We start from the raw sequence: 13,641 nt of genomic DNA on the forward strand, positions 1-13,641 counted from the left end.
CTTTTTTATGAGTGCATCAGGATTTTAGTGGTGGGTGACCGCGACGCCGTTTGTCGCTTTTCTGCCCGCGAGTGCGGCAATCAGCAGTGCGCAGCAGACGGTGATAAGCGACAGGGCAACCAGTCCCGCCGAATCGTTGCCGAAGAAGGCATCGACCTCAACGCGAATGAGCGGAGCCAGAAAGCTACAAAATGCGCCCATCGTGGTACAGAAGCCGATACTGGCCGCCAGCGCTGAACCTGACACAATCTGCGCCGGGAAGGTCCAGAAAATAGGCTGTACGGAGAGGAAGCCGATCGCCGAGAGCGAGAGGGCGGCAATGGCCAGCACCGGGCCTGACCAGGCCGAAACAAACAGACCCAGCGCCGCTGCCAGCATGCACAGTACCGAAATCAGGATCCGCCGGTTCGGCATTTTGTCTGCCAGACGCGGGATGTAATAAACGCCGACGGCAGAGCAGGCCCACGGAATGGCGGCAACTAACGACTCTTTAAAGCCGAGCGTGGATCCCATTAATGAGGCAACTTGTGAAGGCAGGAAGAACATCAGTCCGTAAACGCTGATCTGGATGGTGCCGTAGATCAGCGCCAGGTGCCAGACTTTAAGGCTTTTCAGCGCGGTACTGACGCTGCTGGTTTCGGTTTGTCGCTGCTCCTGTTGAAGCTGTTCAATTAGCGCTTTTTTCTCCTCTTCGCTCAGGAAGCGAGCTTTGTCCGGCGTATCGTCGAGCCAGAACCAGGCAAAGATCCCCATGATGACCGCTGGGATCCCTTCGATAAAGAACATCCAGAACCAGCCGGGCTTGCCGAGAAAACCGTGCATTTCCAGTAGTGCGCCGGAGAGAGGCGAGCCGAGGGTCAACGCCAGCGGGACGCCGAGGACGAAAATGCCGACGACGGATGCGCGAACCTTATTGGGGAAATAGATAGAAGCCAGCAGCAGAATGCCGGGGTAAAAACCCGCTTCGCCTAATCCCAATAAGAAGCGCAGGACAATAAACTGGGTTTCCGTCTGTACCAGCCCGGTGAGAGCAGACAATATGCCCCACAGGATGGTGGTGATGCTTAACCATTTTTGCGCGCCAATCTTATTGAGGATCAGGTTGGCTGGAATACCAAACAACGCATAGGCGGCGAAAAATATCCCTGCGCCCAGGGCAAAGGCGGAGTTAGAGAGCCCAATATCCACCTGCATCGCCTCTTTGGCGAATCCCACGTTGACCCTGTCGATAAAGGCGATGAAGTATAAAATAAACATCAGTGGCACCAGGCGCTTCCATGATTTAGTAATCGCGGAATTCAATACCGGGTTGTCGTAAGCTGTGATCGTTTTCATAATACCTCCGCGTTGAGGTCAGGCATTAATGGCAATACCAGCCCGGGAAAGTATGCGCTGAATACTTTCGGTCTGGCCGGTTGAGAGCGTGCTAAAAGGTGGTGTGCAGCGATCGGACTGAATAATTCCGCGTAGCTGTAACGCTTTTTTAAATGTGGGAATGAACGGATCGTTAACCGCGTAAATATCCATTAAATCATCCACTTTTTGCTGGAATAGCGAAATCTGGTCCAGATTGTTATCGTTAAATGCCTGCATCCAGTCGCGGAAGATCTCCGGGCAAATATTGGATAACCCGCCGATACATCCATCTCCTCCTGACAAGATATTGTGCGCAAAGTTATTGTCATAACCGGCATAGACTTCAAAATATGGCAGTTCAGATTTTACCTGGCGAATGACCTGCGCTGTATGATTGGTGTCCGGAATTGTGTCCTTAAGACCGATAATATTGGGGAATTCTCTGGCGAGGCGTAAACAGACTTCGGGCGAGACGGAATAACCGGTACGTTCCGGGAAGTTATAGATGAAGATTTTGGCGGCAGTACGGCGAGCTATCTGGCTATAAAATGTATAAATTCCCTCATCAGTCAGGCGGAAGTACCAGGGGCTGATAATCATAACTCCATCAAGCCCGCATTCGTCGGCGTAGTTTGCCAGCTCTACGCACTCGTCAATATCCATGCGGCTGGTGCCCGCATAGGCCTTTATACCTTCGCGTGGGAATTCTGCCGCCATTTGAATTATCTGACGGGAGGTTTTCATATCCAGGGAGAAAAACTCACCGGTACTGCCCATGACGACAAATCCCGAGACGCTTTTTTTAATGAAATCGTACAGACGGAAATTCCCTTCAGGATCCAGCCTGCCATGTTCATCAAAAACCGTTATTGCTGGTGTGATGTAACGACTTTGCATATTTTTCCTCTTGTTTGTTCGTATATACAAACTGTGTTTGTATTTGCGACTTGACATAAGAAAACACGCTATGAATGCGAAGTCAAATGGCGAAAAAGACGTCTGGATAATTGATTAAGTCAATGAATAGATGGGGGAATAAGCAGAAAGAACAGGTGCCGCAGCGAATGATTAAATATCGGTATTGTGTGGGGAGTCACAATTCCTGCGGCATTGCATTGTGAATGAATTAGTAATTTTTGATATCGGGCAGCTTGTTCAGCACGCTTTCAATCCTGTCTTTCGCGTCTTTTAACGAACGAATGACCTGCTGGGTTTTTTCATCAGTGGCGCGAAAGGAAGGTAATGAGACGCTAATTGCTGCCAGAATGATGCCTTTCTGCTGCAGGGGGACGGCGAAGCAGATGGTATCGTCGTTGATTTCCCGATCGTCCATGGCATAACCGTTATCTGCGACCTGCACTAACTGCTGACGAAGCTGAGTCATATCCATCACGCTGCGAGCGGTGACGGAAGGGAGACCTTGCGGATAGAGCTCCAGAATCTCTTCGTCGCGATGCTTATGCAGCAGTGCTTTTCCCAACGCAGAGCAAATTGCCGGAAGACGCGTTCCTACCTTAGAGACCAGCTGTACGGTTTGCTCGCCCTGCACTTTATCAACGTAAAGCACCCAGGCGTCATCCAGAATTCCGAGCTGGCAAACCTCATTGCACTCATTGACCACCGTGTGCATTTCACTGTTGATCATTTTAAGCCAAAACTCTTTTTCAACCGTTGAGCTGGCCAGTACCGCGCATGAGATCCCCAGGGTGTAAATACCGTTGCGATCGTCGTGACTGATATATTTTCGGTATTGTAATGATTTGAGGATGGGAAAAATCGTTCCTTTCGAAATGTCCGTTTTGAGCGATAGCTCAGAAAGCGTCATCCCATCCGCGTTGGCTAATGTTTCCAGAATGAGTAAAACGCGCTCGGTAGGTTTATGAAGCGTCTTCATATTTTTCCTTGTGACGGTTCGCCGGAGAGTGCTTTTTAACGAACCTTATTTAACTACAGATTCCCTTTTATCTGTAGCCTGGCCTGCCTCTCTTTTTCGCTTTGCCATTTCCCTGCCACTTTTTTTTCACCGTTTCATCATGTTTTCGCCAATTTATTGTAATATTTTTGTAATGCAATAGTTATTTTTCTGTCATTCGAGCATGTCATGTTACCCCCGCGAGCATAAAACGCGTGAAATCGCGCATCCGGAACAACAAGAGAGATAACCGATGAAATCGTTACGACATACAGCTTTAGGACTGGCGCTCAGCCTGGCGTTTGCCGGACAAGCCCTGGCGGTAACCACTATTCCGTTCTGGCATTCGATGGAAGGGGAGTTAGGGAAAGAAGTTGATTCACTGGCGCAACGTTTCAACGCGGCCAATCCTGATTACAAAATTGTTCCGGTTTACAAAGGCAACTATGAGCAGAGCCTGAGCGCGGGTATCGCTGCGTTCCGTACCGGCAACGCCCCGGCGCTTTTGCAGGTCTATGAAGTGGGGACCGCGACGATGATGGCTTCCAAAGCCATTAAACCGGTTTACCAGGTATTCAGCGATGCGGGCATCAAGTTTGATGAGACGCAGTTCGTGCCGACCGTTTCCGGTTATTACACCGACTCCAAAACCGGCCATCTGCTCTCCCAGCCGTTTAACAGCTCCACTCCGGTGCTGTACTACAACAAAGACGCCTTCAAAAAAGCGGGTTTAGACCCGGAACAGCCACCGAAAACCTGGCAGGATCTGGCAGCCTATACCGCCAAGCTGAAAGCGGCGGGTATGAAGTGCGGCTACGCCAGCGGCTGGCAGGGCTGGATTCAGATTGAAAACTTCAGCGCCTGGCATGGTCTGCCGGTCGCCACCAAAAACAACGGCTTTGATGGTACCGATGCGGTGCTGGAGTTCAACAAGCCGGAGCAGGTGAAACATATCGCCCTGCTCGAAGAGATGAACAAGAAGGGCGACTTTAGTTACTTCGGGCGTAAAGACGAGTCCACCGAGAAGTTCTATAACGGCGACTGCGCGATTACTACCGCCTCTTCCGGCTCCCTGGCGGATATCCGTCAGTACGCCAAATTCAACTACGGCGTTGGCATGATGCCGTACGATGCCGACGTGAAGGGCGCGCCGCAGAACGCCATTATCGGCGGGGCCAGCCTGTGGGTGATGCAAGGTAAAGATAAAGAAACTTATACTGGCGTCGCTAAATTCCTCGATTTCCTCGCTAAACCAGAAAATGCTGCCGAATGGCATCAGAAAACCGGCTATCTGCCAATTACCACTGCCGCTTACAACCTGACCCGTGAGCAGGGCTTCTATGATAAGAACCCGGGTGCTGATATCGCTACGCGCCAGATGCTGAACAAGCCGCCGTTGCCGTTTACCAAGGGCCTGCGCCTGGGCAATATGCCGCAGATCCGCACCATCGTGGATGAGGAACTGGAAAGCGTATGGACCGGTAAGAAAACGCCGCAACAGGCGCTGGACTCCGCCGTTGAACGCGGTAATCAGCTGCTTCGCCGTTTCGAGCAGTCGACGAAGTCTTAATTTTATAGCCTGACCCCCTCACCCTAGCCCTCTCCCCATAGGGGAGAGGGGACCGTTCGATGCTCTATGCGAGAGAGTGCTCCGGGCTGTCTTTCCTCCCTCGCCCCTTTGGGGAGAGGGCCGGGGTGAGGGGAAACCAACGCAGAGTTTAACTATGTCCTCATCCCGTCCGGTGTTTAAATCCCGCTGGCTGCCCTACGCATTAGTTGCGCCACAGTTGGTCATCACCGTTATCTTCTTTATCTGGCCTGCGGGCGAAGCGCTGTGGTATTCGCTACAGAGCGTCGATCCTTTTGGGCTCTCCAGCCAGTTTGTTGGTCTGGATAACTTCCTGATGCTATTCCACGACCCGTACTATCTTGATTCGTTCTGGACCACGATCAAGTTCAGCACGATGGTCACCTTCAGCGGCCTGTTGATCTCGCTATTTTTTGCCGCGCTGGTGGATTACGTGGTGCGCGGCAGCCGTTTCTACCAAACGCTAATGCTGCTGCCTTATGCCGTTGCGCCTGCGGTGGCCGCCGTGCTGTGGATCTTCCTGTTCAACCCCGGGCGCGGGCTAATTACCCATTTTCTCGGCGAGCTTGGTTACGACTGGAACCACGCGCAGAACAGCGGACAGGCGATGTTCCTCGTGGTTTTCGCCTCGGTATGGAAGCAGATTAGTTACAACTTTCTATTCTTCTTCGCCGCGCTGCAATCTATCCCGCGTTCGCTGGTGGAAGCCGCCGCGATTGATGGCGCCGGGCCAGTTCGCCGCTTCTTCAAGCTGGCGCTGCCGCTGATCGCCCCGGTGAGTTTCTTCCTGCTGGTGGTGAACCTGGTGTACGCCTTTTTTGATACTTTCCCGGTTATCGATGCCGCAACCGGCGGCGGGCCGGTACAGGCAACGACAACGCTGATTTATAAAATCTACCGTGAGGGTTTTGCCGGGCTCGACCTTTCGGCTTCCGCCGCCCAGTCGGTAGTGCTGATGTTCCTCGTCATTATTCTGACGGTGGTGCAGTTCCGCTACGTTGAAAGTAAGGTGCGCTACCAATGATTGAGAACCGTCGCGGGCTGACGATTTTCAGCCACACCATGTTGATTTTAGGCATCGCGGTAATCCTGTTCCCGCTGTATGTCGCCTTTGTTGCGGCGACGCTGGATAGCAAAGCGGTCTTTGAAACGCCGATGACCTTGATCCCCGGCAGGCACCTGCTCGACAACATGAAAACCATCTGGGTGAACGGCGTCGGGGCCAACAGCGCGCCGTTCTGGCTGATGATGCTCAACAGCTTCATTATGGCCTTCGGCATCACGGTGGGCAAAATCGCGGTATCAATGCTCTCCGCTTTCGCCATCGTCTGGTTCCGCTTTCCGCTGCGTAACCTGTTCTTCTGGATGATTTTCATCACTCTGATGCTGCCGGTTGAAGTGCGTATTTTCCCGACCGTGGAAGTCATCGCCAACCTGAAAATGCTCGATAGCTACGCCGGGCTAACGCTGCCGTTGATGGCTTCGGCCACCGCCACCTTCCTGTTCCGCCAGTTCTTTATGACGTTACCGGACGAGCTGATTGAGGCCGCGCGTATCGACGGCGCGTCACCGATGCGCTTCTTTCGCGATATCGTGCTGCCGTTGTCGAAAACCAATCTGGCGGCGCTGTTCGTTATCACCTTTATCTACGGCTGGAACCAGTACCTGTGGCCGCTGCTGATTATTCAGGATGTGAATCTTGGCACCGCCGTCGCCGGCATTAAAGGCATGATTGCCACCGGCGAAGGCACTACGCAGTGGAACCAGGTGATGGCGGCGATGCTGCTCACGCTGATTCCCCCGGTTGTCATCGTTTTAGCCATGCAGCGCGCGTTTGTGCGTGGCCTGGTCGATAGTGAGAAATAAAATGGCTGGTTTAAAACTACAGGCAGTAACGAAAAGCTGGGATGGCAAAACCCAGGTCATTCAACCGTTAACGCTGGACGTGGCGGACGGAGAATTTATCGTGATGGTCGGCCCATCGGGCTGCGGGAAATCAACGTTGCTTAGGATGGTGGCGGGGCTTGAGAGAGTGACCAGCGGCGATATCTGGATTGACCGCAAGCGCGTTACTGAAATGGAGCCGAAAGATCGCGGTATCGCGATGGTGTTCCAGAACTACGCCCTCTACCCGCATATGAGTGTGGAAGAGAACATGGCCTGGGGCTTGAAGATTCGCGGCATGGGCAAGGGATTAATTGCCGAGCGCGTGCAGGAAGCGGCAAGAATTCTGGAGCTGGACGGTTTGCTAAAGCGCCGTCCACGCGAGCTTTCCGGCGGCCAGCGCCAGCGCGTGGCGATGGGGCGAGCCATCGTTCGTGACCCGGCGGTATTCCTGTTTGATGAGCCGCTCTCCAACCTCGATGCCAAGCTGCGCGTACAGATGCGCCTTGAGCTGCAACAGCTGCATCGCCGTCTGAAAACCACTTCGCTGTACGTCACTCACGATCAGGTCGAAGCGATGACCCTCGCTCAGCGGGTGATGGTGATGAATAAGGGGATTGCCGAACAGATAGGCACGCCGATTGAAGTGTACGAAAAACCGGCCAGCCTCTTTGTGGCGAGCTTTATCGGTAGCCCGGCAATGAACCTACTGAAAGGGCGGGTCAGCGATGACGGTAGCCGCTTTGAGCTTGAGGACGGAATGCTTTTGCCAATGAACAGCGAGCATCGCCGCTACGCCGGGCGTAAGATGACGCTCGGTATCCGCCCGGAACATTTTGCATTAAGCTCGCAGGCGGAAGGTGGCGTACCGCTGGTGATGGATACGCTGGAAATTTTAGGTGCCGATAACCTCGCCCACGGGCGCTGGGGCGAACAGAAGCTGGTGGTCAGGCTGTCGCATCTGCAGCGTCCACGGGCGGGCTGCACTCTGTGGCTACATCTGCCGCCGGGGGATCTGCATCTTTTTGATAGTGAAACAGGACAACGCGCATGAGTCACTGGCCTTATCCTCATATCGTCGCCCACCGGGGCGGCGGTAAACTGGCTCCGGAAAATACCCTCGCGGCTATCGATACCGGCGCTCGCTACGGTCATACGATGATTGAGTTTGACGCTAAGTTATCGAAAGATGGGCTGATTTTTTTACTCCACGATGACAACCTCGAACGGACCAGTAACGGCTGGGGCGTGGCGGGCGAACTGGCATGGCAGGATCTGCTGAAAGTGGACGCCGGAAGCTGGTATAGCGGTGAGTTCAAAGGTGAACCGTTGCCGCTGCTGATTGAAGTGGCCGAGCGCTGCCGTCAGCACGGCATGATGGCGAATATCGAAATTAAGCCTACTACTGGCACCGGCCCGTTGACCGGTAAAATGGTGGCGCTGGCGGCCCGTGAATTCTGGCAGGGAATGACTCCGCCGCTGCTTTCGTCGTTTGAAATCGATGCTCTGGAAGCGGCACAAGAAGCTGCGCCTGAACTGCCGCGCGGGCTGCTGCTGGATGAATGGCGGGATGACTGGCGCGAACTGACCACGCGTCTGGGCTGCGTCTCAATCCATCTTAATCATAAACTGCTGGATGAAGCGCGCGTGGCGAGCCTGAAAGATGCGGGCCTGCACATCCTCGTGTATACCGTAAACAAACCCCAGCGCGCCGCCGAGCTGCTGCGTTGGGGCGTGGATTGCATCTGCACCGATGCGATTGACGTTATCGGTCCCAACTTCCCGGCGTAATCTGTGACAGGCGGCCCTTATGGGGTCGTCTGCCGCTGCAACATCCCACCGTTATTGTTCGGCAGAGGCTGCTGACGATTCAAGTTGTTATTCTGCTGTACCCGCTGCTGATTGTTATTCAACTGCGTCTGTAAATGCTGCTGCTGCGTGCGCGACTGGTTCTGAATATCCTGTTTCAGCTTGTTTTGCTGCTGCATCTGCTGGTTCTGCATCTGGTTTTGCATCCGCTGCTGGCTGGGCACCACGTACCCCGGCTGGTTGGGATTGTTATCGACGTTGAGCGGTTGTGCTAAAGCGCTCAAAGGCAGCAGCGCCGCCAGAAATAAAAGTGCTTTCATTATTCTCTCCTCCACGTGAGTGGCATGAGTTAAGTTTACCCCCTTTCCGGCATAACAATGATTTTTTAAGACTTATCATCCAGGATTATGTGTAAATAAAAACATATTCAGGAGTATGACAATGATAAAAACAACGCGCTGGCGTCAGGTGGTCATCGCTGCTTTGCTGGCGGGCGGCAGTTTTACCGTCGCGGCAAATCCCGCTCCGCCTCCGGTATCTTATGGTGTCGAGGAAGATGTTTTTCACCCGGTTCGCGCACAGCAGGGGATGGTGGCCTCGGTGGATGCGCTGGCAACCAACGTCGGCGTGGATATTCTGCGTCAGGGCGGCAATGCGGTGGATGCCGCCGTGGCGGTGGGTTACGCGCTGGCGGTGACGCACCCACAGGCCGGTAATATTGGCGGTGGCGGCTTTATGATGCTGCGTACCAAAGACGGTAATACGACGGCGATCGATTTTCGTGAGATGGCCCCCGAGCAGGCCACCCGCGATATGTTTCTCGACGATCAGGGTAACCCGGACAGCAAAAAATCGCTGACATCGCATCTGGCCTCCGGCACGCCGGGCACGGTTGCGGGTTTCTCCCTCGCGCTGGAAAAATACGGCACGATGCCGCTGAACAAGGTTATTCATCCGGCGATTAAGCTGGCGGAAGAGGGCTTCATCGTCAACGATGCGCTGGCCGATGACCTGAAAACCTACGGTAGCGAAGTGATCCCCGAGCACGCCAACAGCCGGGCCATCTTCTGGAAAAACGGCGAGCCGCTGAAAAAGGGCGATAAACTGGTGCAAAAACAGCTGGGCAAAAGCCTGGAACTGATTGCCGAGCTGGGGCCAGATGCCTTCTATAAAGGCGTGATTGCCGACCAGATTGCCGGAGAAATGAAGAATAACGGCGGGCTTATCACCAAAGCGGATCTGGCAAATTACAAAGCGGTCGAGCGCACGCCAATTAGCGGCGAATATCGCGGCTACCAGGTCTTCTCAATGCCGCCGCCTTCATCCGGGGGCATTCACATCGTACAGATCCTCAATATCCTGGAAAATTTCGATATGCATAAGTACGGCTTCGGCAGCGCCGACGCCATGCAGGTAATGGCGGAAGCGGAAAAACATGCCTATGCCGACCGATCGGAATACCTTGGTGACCCGGACTTCGTCAAAGTGCCGTGGCAGGCGCTAACCAGCAAAGCGTACGCCAAATCGATTGCCGAACAGATCGACGTGAATAAAGCGAAACCGTCGAGCCAGATTCGCCCCGGCAAGCTGGCGCCGTATGAAAGCAATCAAACCACCCATTTCTCGGTGGTGGATAAAGACGGTAACGCCGTTGCGGTCACCTATACGCTGAATACGACCTTTGGTACCGGTATCGTGGCGGGGAACTCAGGCATTTTGTTGAATAATCAGATGGATGACTTCTCTGCGAAACCCGGCGTGCCGAACGTTTACGGGCTGGTGGGCGGCGATGCCAACGCCGTCGAGCCGAAAAAGCGTCCGCTGTCGTCGATGTCGCCGACCATCGTGGTGAAAGATGGCAAAACCTGGCTGGTGACCGGCAGCCCCGGCGGCAGCCGTATTATCACCACCGTGCTGCAAATGGTGGTGAATACCATCGATTTCGGTATGAACGTCGCAGAAGCTACCAATGCTCCGCGCTTCCATCATCAATGGTTGCCGGATGAGCTGCGGGTGGAGAAGGGGTTTAGCCCGGATACGCTGAAGCTGCTGGAGGGAAAAGGACAGAAAGTGGCGTTGAAGGAGGCGATGGGCAGCACCCAAAGTATTATGGTCGGCCCGGATGGCACGCTGTATGGCGCATCCGATCCGCGTTCGCCAGATGATTTAACGGCAGGGTATTAGTTTCACCCTCACCCGGACTGTACACCTTGGAAGGGAGTGGGGGACAGCGGGGCCTGTGTGCGATCTTAGCTATGGTGCTCTGTGGGAGAGGCAGGGCTGTATGCGATCTAAACTACAGCTCGAAACGGTCCCCTCTCCTTTTAGGGAGAGGGTTAGGGTGAGGGTCACCCCTTCAGCCGCGCCATAAAGTACGCATCCACATACTCGCCGTTGCGCAGGGCATATCTCTTGCCGGTCCCTTCCACAATAAAGCCAAATTTGCGGTAAAGCGCCATCGCGGATGGGTTGTCCGTAAATACGGTTAACTCGATGCGTTCGACGCGTAGCCAGTTATCACACAGATTAATCATTTCACGCATCAGCGCGCTGCCTACGCCGCGACCGTGTGCCTGCGACGCAACGCTAACGCCGAAGGTCGCCACGTGGCTGCGACGAGGATTAGGCTCGACGCTCAGCCTGAGGTGGCCGACAACCTGTTCATCGATGGTGGCGACCAGATGACGGCTACCGGGTTTCGGTAGCAGGCGCTCCTGCCACATTTCCATAGAAGGATGAGGTAGCTGTAACGTGTCGTGATAGACCTCCGGATGCGAAGTCAGCTGGCGTAAAGGTTCAGCATCGCGTGGCTCGGCATGGCGTATCACTATGTCACTCATTCTTCATTTCCTTAGTTGGCTAAAAGTCCCTTTAAACATCACTGACTTTAAAAAATGCGTCAACGACTATTTTTTGCAAAAAGGAGTAGACAAGTGCGAATGAGAATGATTATTATTGTCCTGCATTCAGGAAGACCCTTGCGGAAAGCCTGAAAGCACGACATTGCTCACATTGCTTCCAGTATTACTTTAGCCAGCCGGGTGCTGGCTTTTTTTTGCTCTTTTTTCAGCCAACTCCCGGAAGAGGGCTACTGTGCAACCTCTGCGCTTTGTATCTCAGCCTTATCTTTGATTTCCGCAGTGGTATCAGTGATAAACCCCACGACGTTGCTCTTTTCTGTGAGTGGCGGCAGTACTTCTGCCTGGCCTGAAAAAACGCTGCCTTTTTTGATAGCCAGCGTGCGGTAGGCTAACGTGCCGGTGATTTTGCCGTTCTTGTCGATTTCAATGGTGTCGCTGTTGCACTGGCCGATGACGCCGCCGTCAATAATCAGCTCTCGACAGAGGATATTCCCCTCGACCAGGCCGCCGGTCATAATCTTTATTTGGCTGTCTTTAGCGTCGATATTGCCATTTACGGTACCGTAAATATCAACATCTCCTTCCGCAATGATATTTCCTTCAAAGCGGATGCCGCTGGCGATAATCGTGGCGGCAGGCTTTTTTATCACGGTTTGCGGGGGTGTAGTGACGGGGGCTGGCGTACTCACTGCTGGTGGCGTAGCTTCGGTAGTTTTATTCTTTTTAAACATATGGTTAACCCGATGATATTGAAAATGAAAAACGAAGGATGACAGAGAGAAAGAACCTGATAGTAAGGCTATGTACGTAGACTCAAAGCACCAGGCCATCAGGCCAAGCAGCCAGAAGAGAAGGGCGCTGTTTAAGGCGATATACTTGCTTTCCATGCGAATGAGATGGCTACTCCTTTAGTCATCGTATTTGGGAAAGGGTGAGCGCGAAGTGGCGTCATGCCCGCGAACGTTCTGGATAAAAAATGTTCTTTTCCCGAGAATTCCTCTTATCCGTAATTTAATCAGTGGGGTCAATGAATTTGATCGATAAATTTAACATTTAAGAATTTGCTACGCTAAATAGAGGGTTAAGTTCGCTACCAGCTTGCGCTATGGTTAATAGCAGAGACCTTAACTAAGGACAGCGTTATGACTTTGCACTGCGCATTTATTGGATTTGGCAAAAGCACCACCCGCTACCATCTTCCCTATGTACTGCACCGTAAAGACCGCTGGCATGTGGCGCATATCTTCCGCCGCAGCGCAAAGCCGGAGGAGCAGTCGCCGCAGTATTCACATATCCATTTCACCAGCGACCTTGATGAGATACTTAATGACCCGCAGGTCAAGTTGGTGATTGTCTGTACCCATGCTGACAGCCACTTTGAGTATGCGAAACGGGCGCTGGAGGCGGGCAAAAACGTGCTGGTCGAAAAGCCTTTCACCCCAACTCTGGAAGAGGCGAAGGCGCTATTTTCGCTGGCGAAAAGCAAAGGGCTGACGGTCACGCCTTACCAGAATCGCCGCTTTGACTCCTGCTTCCTGACCACCAAAAAGGTTATCGAGAGTGGAAAACTCGGTGAAATTGTCGAGATTGAAAGCCACTTCGACAACTATCGCCCGGTGGATGGGGGGAAACCCGGACTGCCGCAGGACGGCGCGTTCTACGGCCTGGGCGTCCATACCATGGACCAAATTATCTCTCTGTTTGGCCGTCCGGATCACGTGTCGTATGACATTCGTAGCGTGCGCAACCAGGCCAATCCGGACGATACTTTTGAGGCCCAGTTGTTCTACGGCAACCTGAAGGCGGTCGTCAAAACCAGCCATCTGGTGAAATTGCCCTATCCAAAATTCATCGTTCACGGCCACAAAGGTTCGTTTATCAAATACGGAATTGACCAGCAGGAGACCAGCCTCAAGGCCAACATTATGCCGGGCGAGCCGGGATTCGGCGCGGACGACACGCTCGGCCTGCTGGAGTACGTCAATGAGGCGGGTGAAACCGTGCGGGAAGAGATTCCGGTTGAAACCGGCGACTATGGCCGCGTCTATGATTCGCTGTATGACACAATCGTTAGCGGCCAGCCGAATTTCGTCAAGGAATCTGAAGCTCTCACCAATATGGAGATCCTTGAACGCGGCTTTGAACAGCCATCACCCTCAACCATAACCCTCGCCAGATAAGCCACGATGGCTCCTCTGTACTCGTTCATATTTTTTGAACAGAGGAGTCAA

Annotated in this window: 13 protein-coding genes; 7 read left to right on the forward strand and 6 right to left on the reverse strand. The window is 53.4% G+C overall.

From position 1 onward, the window contains the following. Nucleotides 1-24: 24 nt before the first annotated feature. From AC07P6_RS02010 to AC07P6_RS02020, 3 genes are all read right to left on the reverse strand, one after another. The gene (locus tag AC07P6_RS02010; protein ID WP_478315558.1) at nt 25-1,335 is read right to left on the reverse strand and encodes an MFS transporter; all 1,311 of its coding nucleotides are present in this window, start codon (nt 1,333-1,335) and stop codon (nt 25-27) included. Between the two features lie 18 nt (nt 1,336-1,353). After that, complete coding sequence (locus tag AC07P6_RS02015) at nt 1,354-2,253, reverse strand: dihydrodipicolinate synthase family protein (protein ID WP_478315559.1); 900 nt, start codon at nt 2,251-2,253, stop codon at nt 1,354-1,356. Nucleotides 2,254-2,482: 229 nt separating this feature from the next. Beyond that, nucleotides 2,483-3,250 (reverse strand): IclR family transcriptional regulator, encoded by a 768-nt coding sequence (locus AC07P6_RS02020; RefSeq protein WP_478315560.1) that lies wholly within the window; start codon nt 3,248-3,250, stop codon nt 2,483-2,485. 271 nt (nt 3,251-3,521) lie between these two features. Between AC07P6_RS02020 and ugpB the strand changes: the two genes are divergently transcribed. The 5 genes from ugpB (at nt 3,522) to ugpQ (ending at nt 8,531) form a co-directional block, all read left to right on the forward strand. Further along, nucleotides 3,522-4,838: a sn-glycerol-3-phosphate ABC transporter substrate-binding protein UgpB gene (ugpB, locus tag AC07P6_RS02025; protein ID WP_181484614.1), complete on the forward strand. Its 1,317-nt coding sequence runs from the start codon at nt 3,522-3,524 to the stop codon at nt 4,836-4,838. A 154-nt stretch (nt 4,839-4,992) separates the two neighbouring features. Further along, nucleotides 4,993-5,880, forward strand: a complete 888-nt coding sequence (gene ugpA, locus AC07P6_RS02030; RefSeq protein WP_434661264.1) for a sn-glycerol-3-phosphate ABC transporter permease UgpA — start codon at nt 4,993-4,995, stop codon at nt 5,878-5,880. Then, nucleotides 5,877-6,722 carry a sn-glycerol-3-phosphate ABC transporter permease UgpE gene (ugpE, locus tag AC07P6_RS02035; RefSeq protein ID WP_478315561.1) on the forward strand — a complete coding sequence of 282 codons (846 nt, stop codon included), beginning with the start codon at nt 5,877-5,879 and terminating at the stop codon, nt 6,720-6,722. The genes ugpA and ugpE overlap by 4 nt, the downstream gene beginning before the upstream one ends. 1 nt (nt 6,723) lies before the next feature. After that, nucleotides 6,724-7,794: a sn-glycerol-3-phosphate import ATP-binding protein UgpC gene (locus tag AC07P6_RS02040; protein ID WP_478315562.1), complete on the forward strand. Its 1,071-nt coding sequence runs from the start codon at nt 6,724-6,726 to the stop codon at nt 7,792-7,794. After that, nucleotides 7,791-8,531, forward strand: coding sequence for a glycerophosphodiester phosphodiesterase (ugpQ, locus tag AC07P6_RS02045; protein ID WP_478315563.1), 741 nt, complete (start codon nt 7,791-7,793; stop codon nt 8,529-8,531). The genes AC07P6_RS02040 and ugpQ overlap by 4 nt, the downstream gene beginning before the upstream one ends. Nucleotides 8,532-8,548: 17 nt before the next feature. Here the strand turns inward: ugpQ and AC07P6_RS02050 are convergent, their stop codons facing one another. After that, nucleotides 8,549-8,869, reverse strand: coding sequence for a DUF2756 family protein (locus tag AC07P6_RS02050; RefSeq protein ID WP_304253901.1), 321 nt, complete (start codon nt 8,867-8,869; stop codon nt 8,549-8,551). A 121-nt stretch (nt 8,870-8,990) separates the two neighbouring features. Here AC07P6_RS02050 and ggt point away from each other — a divergent pair, with 121 nt between their 5' ends. After that, entirely contained in the window at nt 8,991-10,733 is a 1,743-nt protein-coding gene (gene ggt / locus AC07P6_RS02055; RefSeq protein WP_478315564.1) for a gamma-glutamyltransferase, read from the forward strand. Nucleotides 10,734-10,897: 164 nt separating this feature from the next. On the opposite strand, the gene yhhY is transcribed toward ggt, so the two are convergent. Continuing rightward, on the reverse strand, nt 10,898-11,377 hold the full coding sequence (yhhY, locus tag AC07P6_RS02060; RefSeq protein WP_478316931.1) for an N-acetyltransferase: 480 nt from the start codon (nt 11,375-11,377) through the stop codon (nt 10,898-10,900). A gap of 260 nt (nt 11,378-11,637) precedes the next feature. Then, nucleotides 11,638-12,297: a bactofilin family protein gene (locus AC07P6_RS02065; protein ID WP_478315566.1), complete on the reverse strand. Its 660-nt coding sequence runs from the start codon at nt 12,295-12,297 to the stop codon at nt 11,638-11,640. 255 nt (nt 12,298-12,552) lie between these two features. Here AC07P6_RS02065 and AC07P6_RS02070 point away from each other — a divergent pair, with 255 nt between their 5' ends. Further along, nucleotides 12,553-13,590, forward strand: coding sequence for an oxidoreductase (locus AC07P6_RS02070; protein ID WP_434661267.1), 1,038 nt, complete (start codon nt 12,553-12,555; stop codon nt 13,588-13,590). Nucleotides 13,591-13,641 lie beyond the last annotated feature (51 nt).

This window comes from Klebsiella sp. GFKo11 (genome assembly GCF_056490265.1).

Bases quoted from the DNA above. Each gene is read 5' to 3' on its own strand.
- AC07P6_RS02010 (WP_478315558.1), bottom strand. From the start codon at position 1,335: ATGAAAACGATCACAGCTTACGACAACCCGGTATTGAATTCCGCGATT.
- AC07P6_RS02015 (WP_478315559.1), bottom strand. From the start codon at position 2,253: ATGCAAAGTCGTTACATCACACCAGCAATAACGGTTTTTGATGAACAT.
- AC07P6_RS02020 (WP_478315560.1), bottom strand. From the start codon at position 3,250: ATGAAGACGCTTCATAAACCTACCGAGCGCGTTTTACTCATTCTGGAA.
- ugpB (WP_181484614.1), top strand. From the start codon at position 3,522: ATGAAATCGTTACGACATACAGCTTTAGGACTGGCGCTCAGCCTGGCG.
- ugpA (WP_434661264.1), top strand. From the start codon at position 4,993: ATGTCCTCATCCCGTCCGGTGTTTAAATCCCGCTGGCTGCCCTACGCA.
- ugpE (WP_478315561.1), top strand. From the start codon at position 5,877: ATGATTGAGAACCGTCGCGGGCTGACGATTTTCAGCCACACCATGTTG.
- AC07P6_RS02040 (WP_478315562.1), top strand. From the start codon at position 6,724: ATGGCTGGTTTAAAACTACAGGCAGTAACGAAAAGCTGGGATGGCAAA.
- ugpQ (WP_478315563.1), top strand. From the start codon at position 7,791: ATGAGTCACTGGCCTTATCCTCATATCGTCGCCCACCGGGGCGGCGGT.
- AC07P6_RS02050 (WP_304253901.1), bottom strand. From the start codon at position 8,869: ATGAAAGCACTTTTATTTCTGGCGGCGCTGCTGCCTTTGAGCGCTTTA.
- ggt (WP_478315564.1), top strand. From the start codon at position 8,991: ATGATAAAAACAACGCGCTGGCGTCAGGTGGTCATCGCTGCTTTGCTG.
- AC07P6_RS02065 (WP_478315566.1), bottom strand. From the start codon at position 12,297: ATGGAAAGCAAGTATATCGCCTTAAACAGCGCCCTTCTCTTCTGGCTG.
- AC07P6_RS02070 (WP_434661267.1), top strand. From the start codon at position 12,553: ATGACTTTGCACTGCGCATTTATTGGATTTGGCAAAAGCACCACCCGC.